Origin of the sequence: Bacillus mesophilum (assembly GCF_008923265.1) — a bacterium.
In the GTDB taxonomy this organism is placed as follows: Bacteria; Bacillota; Bacilli; order Bacillales; family Cytobacillaceae; genus Cytobacillus; species Cytobacillus mesophilum.
Genome location: NZ_WBOT01000004.1, coordinates 121,163 through 138,618 on the forward strand (window position 1 = coordinate 121,163; position 17,456 = coordinate 138,618).

General features: G+C 40.2%; 12 protein-coding genes. 11 read left to right on the forward strand and 1 reads right to left on the reverse strand.

The genetic code is table 11. The features are described 5' to 3' along the window. Positions 1 to 9: 9 nt before the first annotated feature. Together F7732_RS13775 and F7732_RS13780 are read left to right on the forward strand one after the other, a co-directional pair. The gene (locus F7732_RS13775; protein ID WP_151574617.1) at positions 10 to 2,097 is read left to right on the forward strand and encodes a glycoside hydrolase family 3 N-terminal domain-containing protein; all 2,088 of its coding nucleotides are present in this window, start codon (positions 10 to 12) and stop codon (positions 2,095 to 2,097) included. Positions 2,098 to 2,171: 74 nt separating this feature from the next. Then, positions 2,172 to 3,425, forward strand: a complete 1,254-nt coding sequence (locus F7732_RS13780; protein WP_151574618.1) for an exo-beta-N-acetylmuramidase NamZ family protein — start codon at positions 2,172 to 2,174, stop codon at positions 3,423 to 3,425. A gap of 780 nt (positions 3,426 to 4,205) precedes the next feature. On the opposite strand, the gene F7732_RS13785 is transcribed toward F7732_RS13780, so the two are convergent. Continuing rightward, a complete protein-coding gene (locus F7732_RS13785) occupies positions 4,206 to 4,973 on the reverse strand; it encodes a MerR family transcriptional regulator (RefSeq protein ID WP_151574619.1) in 768 nt (255 codons plus the stop codon). Positions 4,974 to 5,282: 309 nt separating this feature from the next. On the opposite strand from F7732_RS13785, the gene F7732_RS13790 reads away from it, so the two are divergent. From F7732_RS13790 to xylF, 9 genes are all read left to right on the forward strand, one after another. Beyond that, positions 5,283 to 6,068 carry an ABC transporter ATP-binding protein gene (locus tag F7732_RS13790; protein ID WP_151574620.1) on the forward strand — a complete coding sequence of 262 codons (786 nt, stop codon included), beginning with the start codon at positions 5,283 to 5,285 and terminating at the stop codon, positions 6,066 to 6,068. After that, on the forward strand, positions 6,068 to 7,720 hold the full coding sequence (locus F7732_RS13795) for a hypothetical protein (protein WP_151574621.1): 1,653 nt from the start codon (positions 6,068 to 6,070) through the stop codon (positions 7,718 to 7,720). The genes F7732_RS13790 and F7732_RS13795 overlap by 1 nt, the downstream gene beginning before the upstream one ends. Positions 7,721 to 8,084: 364 nt before the next feature. Then, entirely contained in the window at positions 8,085 to 9,197 is a 1,113-nt protein-coding gene (locus F7732_RS13800; RefSeq protein ID WP_151574622.1) for a sugar ABC transporter substrate-binding protein, read from the forward strand. Between the two features lie 125 nt (positions 9,198 to 9,322). Beyond that, the gene (locus F7732_RS13805) at positions 9,323 to 10,843 is read left to right on the forward strand and encodes a sugar ABC transporter ATP-binding protein (protein WP_151574623.1); all 1,521 of its coding nucleotides are present in this window, start codon (positions 9,323 to 9,325) and stop codon (positions 10,841 to 10,843) included. Positions 10,844 to 10,855: 12 nt separating this feature from the next. Further along, a complete protein-coding gene (locus tag F7732_RS13810) occupies positions 10,856 to 12,028 on the forward strand; it encodes a sugar ABC transporter permease (RefSeq protein ID WP_066450072.1) in 1,173 nt (390 codons plus the stop codon). Between the two features lie 190 nt (positions 12,029 to 12,218). Further along, positions 12,219 to 13,196 carry a sugar ABC transporter substrate-binding protein gene (locus F7732_RS13815; RefSeq protein ID WP_151574624.1) on the forward strand — a complete coding sequence of 326 codons (978 nt, stop codon included), beginning with the start codon at positions 12,219 to 12,221 and terminating at the stop codon, positions 13,194 to 13,196. Beyond that, positions 13,193 to 14,656, forward strand: a complete 1,464-nt coding sequence (locus F7732_RS13820) for a sensor histidine kinase (protein ID WP_151574625.1) — start codon at positions 13,193 to 13,195, stop codon at positions 14,654 to 14,656. Before F7732_RS13815 ends, F7732_RS13820 begins: the two co-directional genes overlap by 4 nt. Continuing rightward, positions 14,631 to 16,154 carry a response regulator gene (locus tag F7732_RS13825; protein ID WP_151574626.1) on the forward strand — a complete coding sequence of 508 codons (1,524 nt, stop codon included), beginning with the start codon at positions 14,631 to 14,633 and terminating at the stop codon, positions 16,152 to 16,154. The genes F7732_RS13820 and F7732_RS13825 overlap by 26 nt, the downstream gene beginning before the upstream one ends. Before the next feature lie 17 nt (positions 16,155 to 16,171). Next, the gene (gene xylF, locus F7732_RS13830; protein ID WP_240056626.1) at positions 16,172 to 17,230 is read left to right on the forward strand and encodes a D-xylose ABC transporter substrate-binding protein; all 1,059 of its coding nucleotides are present in this window, start codon (positions 16,172 to 16,174) and stop codon (positions 17,228 to 17,230) included. Positions 17,231 to 17,456: the final 226 nt, after the last annotated feature.

The following is a 17,456-nucleotide window of genomic DNA, read 5'->3' on the forward strand; positions in this document are numbered from 1 at the left end:
GCTCTCTTCATGAAAAACTTCTTAAAGAATGGACTTGTAGGTATCCTGACAATATTGCTGCTTGCTTCTATGGCATTGCCAGCTGGGGTACAGGCAGCCAAGAGCAAAACAAAAGATCTTATTTTATTGGAAAATGTGCCTGACTTAGATCGGCAGCCCGCTGATGGTTATAAACTGACTGTCCTGAATGTCTATAACGATGGCCAATTCAAAACAGTCAATAACGAAACATTAAAATGGAAGTCTTCTAATAAAAATGTTGCAACTGTTAGCAGCAATGGTGAAATTACACTCACCGGCAAAAAAGGAAATACGTTTATTACAGTATCAGCCGGCAAGGATCGTGATCGAATTGCCATTCAATTCAAAGGAAATCACAAATCCAAAGAACCATTTTTTAAGAAAGAAAAAGGCAAGCAGTATGATGTAATTGCAAAGTCTATTAACTCTATGACCATTGAAGAAAAGGTCGGACAAATGCTTATGCCGGATTTCCGAACTTGGGAGGGAGAAAATGTAACTGAAATGCTCCCTGAAATCGAACAGCTCGTTAAGGATTACCATCTTGGCGGAGTTATTCTTTTCAGAGAAAATGTTGTGACAACAGAGCAAACAGCCAGGCTGGTTTCTGCCTATGAAGAAGCTTCTGAAAAATATGGACTTCTAATGACCATTGATCAGGAGGGTGGTATCGTCACCCGTCTTCAATCAGGCACCGACATGCCGGGCAATATGGCATTAGGAGCGACCCGCTCTGCTGAAGTGGCGGAAAAAGTTGGGCATGCAATCGGTGAGGAATTGAACGCCCTTGGTTTTAATATGAATTTTGCACCAGTATTAGATGTAAACAATAATCCTGATAACCCGGTGATTGGCGTACGTTCGTTTGGAGAAGATCCAGAGCTTGTCGCCGAAATGGGTGTTGCGTATACAAAAGGCATGCAAGCATCAGGTGTGGCAGCAACGGCCAAGCATTTTCCTGGACATGGAGATACGGCAGTCGATTCACACTTAGGTCTGCCTGAGGTTCCGCATGACCTAGAAAGATTAAAAGAAGTAGAACTGTATCCATTTCAAAAAGCAATGGAGGCAAAAATTGATGCAATCATGACGGCTCATGTCACATTCCCGAACATTGATGATACAAAAGTAATTTCACAAAAAACGGGGGAAGAAATTTCACTTCCTGCGACATTATCGCATAAAGTGCTGACAGAGCTGATGAGAGATGAGATGGGATATGAAGGAGTTATAACAACCGATGCCATGAATATGAAAGCCATCGCAGATCATTTTGGGCCTGTTGATGCGGCAATCAGAGCGGTGAAAGCGGGAACAGATATTGTTCTTATGCCTGTTGGCTTGCAGGAGGTTGCCGAAGGACTTGTAGAGGCAGTGAAAACAGGTGATATTTCTGAAAATCGAATTGAAGCATCTGTACAGCGAATCTTAAAGTTAAAACTTGACCGTGGTGTAATCAAGCAGGAAAAGCCGCAGTCCATTGAAGATAAAGTTGCAAATGCGGTGCAAGTAGTGGGCTCTGAAGAACATAAACAAATTGAAAAAGAAGCGGCACAGCAATCCATTACATTGGTTAAAAATGATAACGGCGTTCTTCCGCTTCATGCTAATAAAAAACAAAAAATTGCTGTAGTAGGCAGCAGCTATATTGGAGAGCTTGGTGATGCAATTAAAAAGTATCATCAGAATGCAGAGGTTATTACAGTAGCGTCTAACTTTGTACTAACCGATGAACAGAAAGAAACGATCGCAAATGCAGATGCTGTCATAGTCGGTTCACATACATCCAATGTAGCTGGCCGCGCTTACGACCATCCGCAGATGAAAATGATCCGAGATATTTCAGCCCAGACAGAGGCGCCTGTCATTGCAGTTGGAATTCGCAACCCGTACGATATCATGTCTTTCAATGAAGTGGATGCTTACATCGCGCAATACGGATTTAGAACGGCCAGCTTCCAGGCTTCTGCAGCAGCAATTTTCGGTGAGATCACTCCAAGCGGCCAATTGCCTGTTACCATACCTGATCATGAGGGAAATACATTATATGAATTTGGGCATGGCTTGAACTATTAAAAAGTTCTTTAGAAACAGCGGGTTCGTAAGAGGGATCTGCTGTTTCTGGGAAACATTTGAGGGGAGATGCTTGAATGAAGAAATGGATCATTTTCTTAATAACCATGACATTAGTGCTTTCCGGTTTAGCAGGCGTTTCAGCGAAGAATGACAAGAAAAAGAAGGGGAAAAGCTTTCAATTAGGCGTTGAGGTGTTATTAGATAAAGAAAAGGATTTAATCAAAGGCAAAAAAGTCGGCTTAATTACGAATCCAACAGGCGTTGATCAATCATTAAACAGCATTGTTGATGTATTGCACGAGGATCCAGAAACAGATCTTGTTGCATTATACGGACCTGAACATGGAGTAAGGGGAAGTGCACAGGCAGGAGAATATGTTGAATATTATATTGATGAAAAAACCGGCTTGCCTGTTTACAGCTTATATGGCGCAACGAGAAAACCGACACCAGAAATGCTCGAAGAAGTAGATGTTCTGCTTTTTGACATCCAGGATGTAGGGACCCGGTTCTACACGTATATATACACAATGGCTTATGCAATGGAAGCAGCAAAGGAAAACAATATCCCTTTTGTTGTTCTGGATAGGCCCAATCCTCTCGGGGGATTAAAGGTAGAGGGACCTGTACTGGATATGAAATATTCTTCCTTTATCGGCAATTACGCTATTCCGCTCCGTCACGGGATGACAGTTGGGGAACTGGCAAAGCTCTTTAACGAAGAATTTGAAATTGGTGCAGATTTGCAGGTGGTCGAAATGAAAGGCTGGAAGCGGAGTATGTATTATGATGATACGCCTCTGGAATTTGTCATGCCATCTCCGAATATGCCAACCTTGGATACAGCATTAGCTTATCCTGGCGGTGCTTTAATCGAGGGAACCAATTTATCTGAAGGCCGCGGCACTACAAAGCCATTCGAACTTATTGGGGCGCCTTTTATCAATGGCGATGACCTTGCTAAAAGCTTAAATGAAAAGAAGCTGCCTGGAGTAACATTCAGAGCTGCCTCTTTCACACCGACATTCTCTAAGCACGCAGGCAGTCTTTCACATGGAGTCCAAATCCATATTACCGATCGTGATGACTTTAAACCAGTTGAGGCAGGCTTGCAAATTGTTAAAACAATTCATGATTTATACCCTGATCAATTTGAATTCAGAGCCGAAAACAGCAGCGGAATCTCCTTCTTCGACCAGCTAATCGGCAATGGATGGGTACGCGAAGACATTGAATCAGGGAAGTCTGTGGAAGAAATGAAAAACAAATGGGAAAACGAATTACGTTCATTCTTAAAAGTAAGAAAGCAGTTTCTGCTATATAAGTAAGTGTTCTGAGAATCTGAGATATAAGATGTGAACCCGAACTATGGTTAAAATAGTTCGGGTTTTTGCTTTTTAAGGAAGAAAGGATGACAGGATGACAGGGTGGTGGTCTAAGTTGGTTTAAGGGAGGATGAAAGTGCTCGTTAGGTGTGGGAAAAGGAGGTGGGGGGCATAAAGAGGGGGTGAAAGTGCCTGTCAGTTGTGAAAAAAGAAGGTGAGGGGCACGAAGAACAGGGATAAGTGCCCGTCAGCGATAAAAAAAGAAGCCGATGGGCACAAAGCGGGTGGATAAGTGCCCGTCAGCCATAAAAAAGGAAGCTGAAGGGCACAAAGCGCGAGAGAAAGTGCCCGTCAGCCATAAAAAAGGAAGCCGGCGGTCACAAAGAGGGAAAATAAGTGCCCGTCAGCCATAAAAAAAGAAGTCGGCGGGCACAAAGAACGTGAGAAAGTGCCCGTCAGCCATAAAAAAGGAAGCCGAGGGGCGCAAAGAAGGAGAATAAGTGCCCGTCAGCCATAAAAAAGGAAGCCGGCGGTCACAAAGAGGGAAAATAAGTGCCCGTCAGCCATAAAAAAAGAAGTCGGCGGGCACAAAGAACGTGAGAAAGTGCCCGTCAGCGATAAAAAAAGAAGCCGATGGGCACAAAGCGGGTGGATAAGTGCCCGTCAGCCATAAAAAAGGAAGCTGAAGGGTACAAAGCGCGAGAGAAAGTGCCCGTCAACCATAAAAAAGGAAGCCGGCGGGCACAAAGCGCGAGAATAAGTACCCGCCATCAGATAAAAGAGCTATTCTAACCCAGCTTGTTTCATATGATATTCCATCGCTAAATTAAGCCATTCTTGTTCTTCCTCAGTAAATGGATTTTGAGTCATTTCTTCCAGTTCTTTGATATCAATTTCTTCTATATTAGTATTAGCGAGTTTTTCTATCAGATCGTCTCCGAGAAATTCAAAAGAGGATTTAATGTAGGCACTGATCATATCTTGGACTTTTGGATCGTCAAAAGGCTTACCATATAGCTCCTTTACTTCCTTGGATAATTGAATATACGTTTGATCTAGTTTGGCTTTATCATCCTCTGTCTTCAGCAATAAGCAATCTTTAATATCTGTCGGCATATGACGTTCCATCCAATTTGCCTGTATTTGTTCTGTTTGCACGCTATGGATTAGGGTGAATAGTATTGTGCTGTCTATTTCTTCTTCCGCTTGCAGTACCTTGATTACCCTTTGTATAGCTGCTATTGATTGCTGAATTCGTTCTTTCTCTTTTTCTAATGCATCCAAGTGAAGTGTTAATGTTTCATTTAAATCTACAGTAAAACTGCTTTCTTTTAATAAGTTTGTTATTTTATCAAGACTATATCCAAGGAATTTAAGGCTAATAATTTTCTGCAATGTCAGGATATCATCGTGATTGTAAATTCGGTGGCCAGAACTGGGGTGCTTTTCAGGTACTAAGAGGCCAATTTCATCGTAATAATGTAAAGTTCGAATAGAGATCCCTGTTTTTTCAGAGAATTGCCCAATAGAAAACGAATTGCCTTTATCCATGATCATCCCTCTTTCTTAAAAGTATGTGTTTATTATAAAACCTCTAGGAACTAGAGGTTCAAGTGACAAATTCAAATTATAAAAAATTTTCTTAAAGGCTATAAACGGGGAGCTTCAGAACCCACAGAAAGGTAGCGATGCAGAGTTTCGGCACCTTCCCTGGTAGAAAGCAAGTACCATAGAGTATCAAAATCATCATCATTTTATCCTCAGAAAGCAAAATTTGCACAATAAATCTAAATTTTAGAAACTGTTTTATCTTTCATCCGTATGTTATAGTAACTGGAAAATGAATGGGAGGTATATGGAATGGCCGAGCAGGAAGTTTTAACAATAACAAATTTGACGAAAAGCTTCGGAAGCAAGCAGATTCTGAAAGGCATAGACTTGCGTGTTTCAAGAGGAGAAATTATTGGCTATATCGGACCTAATGGTGCCGGAAAAAGTACGACAGTTAAAATGATTTTAGGGATTGAAGGAGAATACGGAGGAGATATAGAGCTGTTTGGCGAGGATATTCAAAAAAGCGGAATAGCATACAAAAGAAGAATCGGCTACGTTCCTGAAGTAGCAGATATTTATGATAACTTAACAGGTTACGAGTATTTGACTTTTATTGGACAGATGTACGGCATGGAGTTGGATGTGGCTGCAGAAAAGGCAAAGTCCTTAATGGAGCTGTTTGGAATAGGAGAAGTGTATCACTCCAGGATTTCTTCTTATTCAAAAGGAATGAGGCAAAAGCTACTAATTATTGCGAGTGTCATACATAACCCGGATTTATTATTTTTAGATGAACCGATTAATGGTCTCGATGCAAATAGTGTGATGATTTTTAAAGAGATTCTGGCCCAGCTTGCTGCAGAGGGCAAAACAATCTTCTACTCATCACATATTATGGATGTCGTTGAGAAAATCAGCAGCCGCATTATCCTGCTGAATGATGGGAGAATTGCAGCAGATGGCACGTTTGAACAACTGCAAGCAGGGCATATGGGCGGCTCGCTTGAAGGTATTTTTAATCAATTGACAGGCTTTAATAATCATAAGGAAATTGGCGAAAGATTTGTTTCCGTTGTTCAAGAGGTGCAGTAATGGACGATTTTAAAACCTTACAGCTGCTTGATAAATTTCAGGTTTTGTTTGCGAAAATCGGTGTGGATTATACTGCCATGAGAAAAATTCTCCAGATCAAATTGACCATGGATGAGCGCAGAGTACCCACTTTTTTTAATCAAGATGCCAACAAAAAAGGGCAAGAGGACAAAAAGTATGGATACATGAAATCACTATGGATTTATGTTCTTATTGGTCTTGTTCTAATTCCTTTTATGGGTTTTGGAGACAGTTATCTGTTTCAGCTTAGTATTGCTTATGCCATTATTATTTTTATGATTATGACGTCGATGATTGCTGATTTTTCCAATGTCTTACTTGATGTTAGAGATCGAAGTATTTTATTAACAAAGCCAATTTCTGCCAAAACAATCAATGCGGCTAAGTTTATGCATATTTTCATTTATTTATCTTATTTATCGATCGCTTTGACAGCCATTCCGCTTGTGGTTAGCCTATTTAGGCAAGGAATCTTCTTTTTCCTTATAACCATTATAGAATTGATCCTTATTAATATATTTATTGTTGTTATCACAGCAATCTTATATATTGCCATTTTGAAGTTTTTTGATGGAGAAAAGCTAAAAGATATGATTAATTATGTGCAAATTGGCTTATCTTTAGTGCTGATGGTGGGGTATCAATTCCTTGCCAGGTCTTTTGAATTTGTCGATTTAAATATGGTGGCAGATTATCATTGGTGGAGTATTTTCCTTATTCCCATGTGGTTTGCGGCACCTTACGAATTATTGCTGAATGGAAATACTTCCATTATGACAATTGCTTTTAGCACTTTAGCTATCGTCGTTCCTATTATATCCATCTGGTTATATATGAAACTTATTCCGACATTTGAGCGAAATCTGCAGAAACTCTTAAGTTCAAGCAAATCAAAAAAAGAAAGAAAAAATCATCTCAAAGAATTGCTGTTAAAAATCATTTGCAAAACGAACGATGAAAGAGCTTTCTATCGCTTTACGTCCTTAATGATGAAGCAGGAGCGGGAGTTTAAGCTGAAGGTCTATCCATCACTAGGTTTTTCATTGGTAATTCCATTTATCTTTATATTTAACGTTGCAGCTGGCGGGGAAGCTGATTTCACAGAAAGTGTCAGCTATCTGAATATTTATTTCAGTATGCTGATTATCCCAACGACAGTGCTCATGTTAGGCTATTCGAGTAAGTATAAGGCTTCCTGGGTGTATAAAATTTTTCCGATTGACGATTATACCAATTTACGTAAAAGCAGTTTAAAAGCCTTTTTAATTTCGCTTTATATTCCGCTATATATTGTTTTAGGCATTATTTTCTGCATCATTTATGGAACAAGAATTATTCCGGACTTAGCAGCTGTTCTCGTGGCAGGCTTCCTATATACAGTGATTTGTTATGTTAGTTTTGGGAGTAGGATTCCTTTTTCGAAACCCTTTGAAGAAGTGGGCAATTCTCAAGGGTGGAAATCATTTATATTGTTCATTCCTGTTGGACTATTAGCAGGCGGGCATTATTTAGCAATTAATCAGCTGAGCTACGGTTCGTATCTATACTTAGGCATCTTATTAATTGCTAACTTTATAGTTTGGAAAGCGGTATTTAGGAAACAGAGGAAAAATTTAAGAGTTTCTGCCTAGGTTGATTTCCACTTCAGGCAGCTCGCTTTCCGCGGGGCGGGAGGTGAGCCGCCTCGGCGCATCATGCGCCTGTGGGGTCTCACCTTCCCACGCGTCCCACAGGAGTCTCGCCGCTTTCCGCTTCAATCAACCAACATAACATAGCGTGATCCTGCTTTATTAATAAGTAATAAATATTAAATATGTAATTTTTCATCCAAAACTCTTTCTATCCTGCATAACCATCCTCAACCTATAAACCTCAAATAATAAAAAAATCCAGTTAATGCTAAAAGATTACTATTGATAACGCTTACAAAATAAACCCCTGCCGAAATATAATAAAAAGTGTAAACAGACAAACAATTTTGAAAGGGGTTTCAGAATGAGAAAACGTTTAAAGAGATTGTCCTTATTGCTTGTTTTTACACTTTTTGCAGCGATGCTTGCAGCTTGCAGCAGCGGTGCCGGCGGAAGCGGCAGCGGAGTAGATGTTGGGATTGTCCTGCCGACAAAGGATGAACCAAGATGGGTTCAGGATGAAGAACGCTTCAAAGCTGCTTTAGATGATTCTGACTACACAACTGAAATACTATTCAGCCAAGGCTCTTCAGCAAAAGAAAAGGAAAATGTGGAAACATTGATCAGCAAAGGCATCGATGTTCTCATTATCTGTCCGCAGGACGGTGATGCAGCGGCTTCTGCTGTAGAGGCTGCAAAGAAAGAAGGCATTACGGTTATTGCATATGACCGTCTTATTACAAATACAGACGCAGTAGATTATTATGTAACATTTGATAGCGTTGCTGTTGGTGCGGCACAAGGTCAATATTTAATCGATCAAGCATCAGGCACAGATGTACCGCTTTACTTGTATGCAGGAGCAGCAACAGACAATAATGCATTCTTATTCTTTGAAGGAGCATGGAGCACTCTTCAGCCTAAAATCGCTGACGGCACTTTTAAAATTGCCAATTCAAGTGAAGCAGAAGCGCTAAAAGACAAGGCAGAGCTTACACGCGATGAAATGAGTAAAATTCTTGGCCAGGTAACAACAAACTGGGATCCAAATGAAGCAAAAAATAAAGCGCAAACGAACTTAACTGCTGTTGGAGCTGATATGAAGGGCGATATTTCAATCCTTGCACCTAATGATGGAACATCTCGTTCAATTGCAGATGTGTTTGCTTCTGATGGTGATATTTCTTCTTACACAGTGACAGGGCAGGATGCAGAAAAAGCGTCCATTCAATATGTCATTGATGGCAAACAATCTATGACCGTTTTTAAAGATGTACGTACCCTTGTAACAGATGCAATGGGAATGGCGATTTCAATTCTAGACGGTGATACACCTGAAACAACAGGTTCTTATGATAATGGCGCAGTTGAAGTCAAAGCAAAGCAGACAAACGTCATTGTCGTGGACCAAGAAAATGTGCAGAAGGAATTAATTGATTCAGAGTATTACGAGGCAAGCGAATTTACAGGACTGTAAGATTGCTGGTGGCAGGTAGTGATAGAGCAATCTATCACTATTTCGCCATTCTAAGCCCCTTGCTGGTGAAGAATGTGAACGGGTGAAGTGATGTACACATCCGCTTAGGTGATAGGAGTGAAAGTATGGCTCAAAATATTCTAGAAATGAACTCAATTTCAAAAAGCTTTACGGGTGTCAAAGCTTTAAGCAATGTTAGCTTTAAAGTCGAAAAAGGAGAAATTCATTGTTTAATAGGTGAAAATGGTGCTGGGAAATCAACCTTAATGAAGGTGCTCAGCGGTGTGTATCCTTATGGAACATATGAAGGCGATATCGTTTTTGAAGGAAAAGTACAGCAGTTTCATAAAATAAGCGATAGTGTAAAAGAGGGAATTGCCATTATCTATCAGGAGCTGGCCTTATTCCCGGATTTAACAGTCTATGAAAATATTTTTGCCGGCAATGAAGTGAAAAATGGCGGTGTCATTGATTGGAATCAGACCATTGTTGAAGCGAAAAAAATGCTGCAAAAAGTGAATTTACAGGTGAATCCAGAAACGCTTGTGAAGGATTTAGGTGTTGGGAAACAGCAGCTTGTAGAAATCGCTAAGGCACTAACAAAAGATGTAAAGCTGCTGATTTTAGATGAACCAACAGCCGCTCTCAATGAAGATGACAGTGAAAACCTCCTAAATCTCTTATCGGAGTTAAAGGACCAGGGAATTACAAGTATTATGATTTCTCATAAACTCAAAGAAGTTATCTCAATTGCTGATAAAGCAACAGTGCTGAGAGATGGAGAGACCGTCTGCACACTTGATGCGATGAAGGGTGAAATATCAGAGAGCGTCATTATTAAAAATATGGTTGGCCGCGAAATCGATGATATTTATCCAAAGAGACCAAAACACACTTCAGAAGAGAAAATTCTGGAGCTGCATAATTGGTCTGCTTATGATCCGCAATTAGGCAGAAATGTCGTTAAAAACGTCAATCTTCATGTTAAGCGGGGAGAGATTATCGGTATTGCGGGCTTGATGGGCTCCGGGCGCACAGAACTGGCTCTTAGCGTTTTTGGAAATGCCAAGTCGTATAAGCTTCAAGGGGACTTAATGGTCAATAGAGAGTTAAAAGAATTTAAGCATACAAGTGATGCGATTCAATCTGGATTAGCATATGTGACAGAGGACCGAAAGGGAGATGGACTTTTCCTTCTTCAGGATATTAAAAACAATATTTCTGCAGCCAATCTGCATCATATCGCTTCTGGCGGGGTGATTAATGATAATGAGGAAATCAAAGTGGCTGAAAGCTATAAAAAGTCACTATATATAAAAGCTTCTTCTATTGAACAGAATGTTGGCAAGTTAAGCGGCGGCAATCAGCAAAAGGTATCACTTGCAAAGTGGCTGTTTGTAGGGCCGAAGCTGCTGATCTTAGATGAACCAACAAGAGGAATTGATGTTGGAGCTAAGTTTGAGATTTATTCGGTTATGAATGAGCTGATTGAAAACGGATTAAGTATTATCATGATTTCCTCTGAACTGGGAGAAGTGCTGGGGATGAGTGATCGGGTGTATGTGATGGCACAGGGAGAGATCAAAGGTGAGCTTTCAATAGCAGAGGCCGATCAAGAGAAAATCATGGAACTCGCAACGCAATAGGAGGTTAAACAGATGAACTTATTTAACGAAGCAAAAACGCTCGTTAGTGAAAATATTCGTGATTATGGCATGTATATTGCTTTATTCGTTATTATTTTGACGTTTTCGATTATGACGGACGGCCTTTTCATGTCTTCCCGCAACATTAGTAATCTATTAGATTCAGCAGGTTATATTGCGGTGCTTGCTGTCGGGATGACACTTGTGATTGTCATCCGGCATATTGATCTATCAGTTGGTTATGCAGCTGGATTTCTCGGCGCCATTGCCGCAATTTTATTAACACAGGCCGGTGTGTCCGTGTTTTTAACCATTCCAATCATTTTAATTCTTGGGGTAATGGTGGGACTGTTAAATGGGGTCCTTGTTGCCAAAATTGGGATTCCTTCTTTTGTGGCCACATTGGCAGGGATGCTCATTTTCCGCGGAGCGTTATTGCAGGTAACTGAAAAAACTGGAACCATTATTATTCAGGATGATACGTTTAATGCGATTGGAAATGGCTATATCCCATCTCTGCTGCAAGTCAGCGGGCTGCATCTGCTCTCTATTTTAGTCGGGATTGCCGGTATTTTATTCTATATTTATAGTGAGTTCTCCAACAGAAAAAATAAAATTAAGTATGAATTTGAGGTTGTTTCAAAAGGTATCTTTGTCTTAAAATTAGTCTTTGTTTCGGCGATTATTGCCTATATTACATGGATTTTAGCAGGATATAATGGTTTTTCATGGACAGTGATCATTATGCTGCTTGTCGTAATACTTTATCACTTTCTTACAACGAAGACCGTGCTGGGACGTCATATTTATGCGGTGGGAAGCAATCCAGAAGCAGCCCATCTGAGCGGTATGAATGTCAAAAAGATTACTTATATTGTATTTGGTTCGATGGGGATGCTGGCGGCTCTTTCAGGTATTTTGTTTACGGCACGGCTGCAGTCTGCGACGACAACAGCAGGAACTTTATTTGAACTGGATGCAATTGCTGCTGCATACGTAGGCGGGGTTTCTTCTGCTGGCGGTGTTGGAAAGGTAACAGGTGCCATCATTGGTGCAATTGTTATGGCTTCACTGACAAATGGGATGAACTTGCTTGGTGTCGGGATTTCGTATCAATATATGATCCGCGGCGGAGTGCTTGCTGGAGCAGTTATTTTTGATGTTATGACAAGGAAAAAAAGATAGATTGCAAGGGGGGCTATAAAAAATAAGTCCCCTTTATTATTTCATCTAGATAAAAGCTAGACCCCAAATCTGATAATCCTCGAATTGTGCACCTGGTCGGCCTATTTTATCCAAAAATACTAATATCCAAATTTTTTATGGTCATGATAAAATGATCTTAGATTCGCATAGGGGGAAGGGGTCATTTCGATTGCGAAAAAAAGCGGCTCTTATTTTGCTGATCAGTGTATTGATTACACTGTGTTTTTTAACAGTAGATTCTGCGAAGAAAATTCTTCGCTCAGATTCACAGAAAATCAGCTCGATAAAAGGAGAGGAACAGCGAAGACTCGTATTAATTACTCAAGATTTAGATACGCCCTTTTGGGATGGAGTTGCCGGCGGCGCAGCACAGCAGGCTGAAGAGGAGCTTGTTAGCCTTGAGGTTTGGGGCAGTTATAATAATAATGAACAAGAATTTCTAAAAAAAATAGATATTGCTATACAATCAAAGGTTGATGGTTTAATTCTCCAAGGGTTAGATACAGAAGAGTTTAAAGAAATGACGAAAGTGAAAGCATCCTTTTATGGCATTCCGGTTATAACGATCGCTAATGATGTGCCAATGACAGAAAGTCTTCGTAAAACTTATGTAGGATCAGATCAATTCAAGGCCGGAAAAATGCTGGCATCAAGTTTAATTCAGGATATGGGCCAGGCTGGAAGTGTCGTGCTGCTGTATGATAGTCATTCTGAATTTTATCAGGAGGAAAGGCTGCGAGGTATACAGGATGAATTCAGCCAATATCCGGATATTAAGCTCGTTCTAACGGAAACAGCACATACGCGAGAACCCGTTATTGCTGCTACACAGGGGGTATTAAACACGTACCCGGATGCAAAAGCATTTATTGCATTAAATGGGAAGATGGCAGGGCCGATGATTCAAGAGATTAGTAAACGTTTTCAAATAAAACCAATGTTTCTTTACACCTTTGACGATGGTCCAGAACTTCAGCCGCTGCTTGAAGAGGAAAAACTGGATGGCATCGTAAAACAAGATCCGGAAATGATGGGTAAAATTGGTGTTCAAAGGCTCCTTGAGTGGTTAGATGGGGAAACCGTTCCGCTGAATATCAATGGATACTATACCGATATTCACATTGTGAAAGCAGGAAACATGCAATGAGCAGTATTCAAAGAAATATATTAATGTTAACAACGATTGTTATGGTTTTTATGTCGACAATTTGGATAACGCTTACATACTACAATTATAAAACGCATAATCAATATAATGATATTCTGCAGCGATATTTAATCATGAATGAAATGACGAATGCCACTCAGCAAGTAATCACAGACTTGAACAACTATCTGCTGGATCCTGCGGAGGTCAAGCTTGCCCAATTGAATGACAGCATGGCACATATAGAAGAAACGAAAGATGAAGTATCCACTTTAAGCAATGCAGAAAATCAATTTACGTTAACCAATTATATGCATATGATTGATAGTTTTACAGAGACCACTGATCGGCTGCTTCTGTTTTACGGAGAAAGAGATAATGAAGCATACACGAAGGAATTTTCAGAGGCGACAAGGATTTCAACTTATATCTCAGAAATGACGTTAACTTTATTAGATCAAGAGCTTAAAACGTATGATCGGTTTTACCGCGGCATTATTGCACAATCGGAGGAAGTGCTGAAACTGGGATTATGGATATTGCTCCTGATTACACTTTTACTGCTTGTGGCGACTTATTGGTTTTCTTTAAGTATTACAAAACCAGTCTTGCAGCTGACGAAAGCAGCAAACGAGTTATCCAAAGGAAGGTTCGATTTGCCAATTGAAATAAAAACAAAGGGAGAAATTGCTTTTTTAGCGAAAACCTTTGATCGGATGCGAATCAATATTAATGGGTTAATTTCCGAAATGAAACATAAAGCTCAGCTTGAACGGGAGCTGCAGCAAAGTAAAATTCTTCTGCAGGAAAGTCAATTTAGAGGCTTGCAGAGTCAAATAAATCCGCATTTTTTATTCAATACACTAAATACCCTTTCGAAAAAAGCGTATCTCGAAGGTTCAGAGGAGACAAGTAATCTTCTCGTAAGTGTGGCAGGGATTCTTCGCTATAACTTAAAACAACTGGACCGCTCTGTTTCATTGCAAGAAGAAGTACTGGTACTGCAGCAATATATGGATATTCAAAAGGCGCGCTTTACAGATCGCCTTCAGCTGCATATCGACGTTGATCCTGCATGTCTGAATGTGCCAATTCCAGCATTAACGCTGCACCCGATTATTGAGAATGCTGTGATTCATGCAGTTGAACCGAATATTGAAGGCGGGGTTATCTATTTCCGCATAAAAGAGGAAGGTGGCTTTGTCCTCGTAGAAATAGAGGATAACGGAAATGGGATGCCAGAAGAAAAAATTCAGCAAATTCTTGAAGAGCGGCCAGTTCAGACAGAAGGTCATTCAACTGGAATTGGATTTCCGAATGTTGTAAAAAGACTGCGGCTATTTTATGGATGCGAAGATGTCATTGAGATCATAAGTGAGAAAGGAAGCGGGACGAAAGTGGTCTTGAAAATAAATAAGCAAGGAGTTGAATGTCATGATGAAACTCCTGTTGGTGGATGATGAGCAAATTGAAAGAGAAGGGATGCAGGCGATACTAGAGAACAGCTTCTCGACACTTCTAATTGAACAGGCCAGGAATGGGCAGGAGGCAGCTGAAATGGCCAGAACTTTTCATCCTGATCTGATTTTAATGGACATAAAAATGCCAGGGATCAATGGACTGGAAGCTGTAAAAATGATTAAAGATGAATTTCCTGACATTCAGTTTATTATGGTGACAGCTTATGATACAGTTGAATATTTACATCAGGCGATAAAGCTGGGGGTAAAGGATTATTTACTGAAACCCAGCCGTGCCAGTGATATTGTCTCTGTGATTGGAAAGGTTTTGGAAAAAATTGAAGCTGAGCATCTTTCTTTGGAAAAACGGAGGATTCAGCAGCAAAAAACCCTTGCGCTAGCTGAAACAGACATCATTACACAGCTTTTATTTGATCATGTTCACGATGTCCATGTTGATCTGCTTGTGGAGATGCTTGAAATTCCATATACGACGGATATGTATGTGATGCTGCTAATAGTGCCGGCAGGAGAAGAACATATTTATCCTTTGGTAAAAGAAAAAATTCGAAGCAGAAAAACGGGCTGGATCGGTGCCATATATGGAAATCAGCTTCCCATCATTATATGCTGTGATCATGAAAAAACATATCGGTCACAGGCGTTGAACCTTGCACGTGAACTAATATCTTTATCAAAAGCTAAAACAGATGGATGGTTTATCGGTATTGGCAGTGTATGTAAGAGTCTGAAAGAAATCCGACAGTCATATCAGCACGCATTAATCGCCACGATGGACACATCTCTTCCTGTGAAATATCGATTCTATGAGGATGTGCCTAAAATAGGAAATAAAAGTGATGGAAAGCCACGGATTCATCAGCGCAAAGAATTCTCAGATCAAATAAGATTGGGTCAGTGGGAATACATCAAACGGTATGTAAGTGAGATGATTACTTATTACGAAAAGAAAGGAACCTCCATTCACTCCACACAGCAGCGAGTACTCGAAGTGCTTTGGGTGGCTGCCCGTGTAATGAGTGAGCTTGGCATGGAAGTTGAAACACCTGTCTATTCGTATGAGTTAAAAAATGTCAGTGAGCTTAAGAGAGCTACTGACCATATGTTTGAAGGAATGAAACAATTATATGTGATCCATTATGATCGTCTTGAAGCTGACACGTTCCACAAACTGAAACAATATATTTTCGAACATTCACATGAAGATATCTCTCTCGAATCTTTAGGACAGCTTGTTGAATTAAGTCCCATCTATATTAGTAAAATGTTTAAGGAAAAGCTAGGGATAAATTATATTGATTTTTTAACACAATGCCGTATGGAGAAGGCAAAAGGCTTATTAGGAGATTCAAAGAAAAGTATAAAAGAAATCACCTTTGAAACGGGTTATCATGACCCCAACTATTTTAGCAAGGTGTTTAAAAAAATGTGCGGCATCACACCGATGGAATATCGTAAATCAGTGCTCCGAAAATAAGAATGGAGGAAAAACCATTGCGGCAATTATTTCTTCTTATGCTTTTGGCGGCAGCAGCCTGTTTAACTTCTTGTGAAAATAATGAAACGGCGAAGCAGCAGCCTATTCCCCCAGTAAAAATCCAAGCTCCTGCTCCTTCGAAGGATCCTATTGAAATCGGATTTTCAATGGATACGCTAGAAGAAGAGCGCTGGTATAAGGACAGAGATCTTTTTAAACAGGCTGCGGAGAATTTAGGAGCAAACGTCAGAGTCATGGCTGCAAACGGCAATGACGCACTGCAGGTCTTACAAGCAGAAACGCTTATTGATCAAGGAGTTGATCTGCTTGTAGTGGTACCTCACAATGCAGAAGCGACGGCAGCTATAGTTCATAAGGCTCATTTGGCAGGAATTAAGGTCATTTCCTATGACCGGCTGATCCGCAATGCTGATATTGATTTTTATGTCTCTTTTGATAATGAGCAAGTTGGTGAACTGCAGGCTAAAGCAATCAGCTCGATTGTTCCAAAAGGCAAATATGTTTACATTGGAGGAGCTGAAACAGATAATAATGCCCACCTATTTAAAAAAGGCGTATTCAATGTACTGCAGCCTTCCATTGATCAGGGTGATATCACGATTATTTATGATGCATGGTCAAAAAACTGGGATCCGGAAAATGCCTACAAGCATATGAAACAAGCGCTAGAGGCAAACGCTGGTGAAATTGATGCTGTCATTGCTGCAAATGATGCCACAGCTGGCGGAGCTATACAGGCACTGGAGGAAGCGGGGCTTGCAGGTGAAATTCCTGTTGCCGGACAGGATGCAGATCTAGCGGCAGTAAAACGGATTGTTGATGGTACGCAAACTATGACTGTTTATAAACCGATTAGTATACTTGCCGAAGAAGTGGCAGAGCTGGCGGTGAAACTGGCAGCTGGCGAGGATATAGGGGTGAAAGAAACGGTAAATAATGGAAAGTCTCATGTCCCATTTCTGCTCTTGCCTCCAATCGCCGTTGATGCTAACAATATCGACGAAACCATTATTCTTGATGGATTTCATGCTCGGGAAGATGTATATAGAAAATAAGAATTCCCTTTTTGAAATTGATTGAAATTAAATATAAAACTGAAAAATATGAAAACAAATTGAAAGAATGGAGAAATAAGTATAAAATTAAACATGAGGTTTGAGTTTGAAGCTTTACCTTACTAGTATTATTAATGCAAAACTTCATATGATAGAAGGAAAGATCCTCCAGTGATATGCTGGGTTTTAAGCCAAAATAAGTGTAGAGCAGCTACACTTATTTTGG

Coding starts and splice junctions, on each gene's coding strand:
- F7732_RS13780 (WP_151574618.1), top strand. CDS start 2,172: ATGAAGAAATGGATCATTTTCTTAATAACCATGACATTAGTGCTTTCC.
- F7732_RS13810 (WP_066450072.1), top strand. CDS start 10,856: ATGAACTTATTTAACGAAGCAAAAACGCTCGTTAGTGAAAATATTCGT.
- F7732_RS13805 (WP_151574623.1), top strand. CDS start 9,323: ATGGCTCAAAATATTCTAGAAATGAACTCAATTTCAAAAAGCTTTACG.
- F7732_RS13820 (WP_151574625.1), top strand. CDS start 13,193: ATGAGCAGTATTCAAAGAAATATATTAATGTTAACAACGATTGTTATG.
- F7732_RS13775 (WP_151574617.1), top strand. CDS start 10: ATGAAAAACTTCTTAAAGAATGGACTTGTAGGTATCCTGACAATATTG.
- F7732_RS13800 (WP_151574622.1), top strand. CDS start 8,085: ATGAGAAAACGTTTAAAGAGATTGTCCTTATTGCTTGTTTTTACACTT.
- F7732_RS13825 (WP_151574626.1), top strand. CDS start 14,631: ATGATGAAACTCCTGTTGGTGGATGATGAGCAAATTGAAAGAGAAGGG.
- F7732_RS13790 (WP_151574620.1), top strand. CDS start 5,283: ATGGCCGAGCAGGAAGTTTTAACAATAACAAATTTGACGAAAAGCTTC.
- F7732_RS13795 (WP_151574621.1), top strand. CDS start 6,068: ATGGACGATTTTAAAACCTTACAGCTGCTTGATAAATTTCAGGTTTTG.
- F7732_RS13785 (WP_151574619.1), bottom strand. CDS start 4,973: ATGGATAAAGGCAATTCGTTTTCTATTGGGCAATTCTCTGAAAAAACA.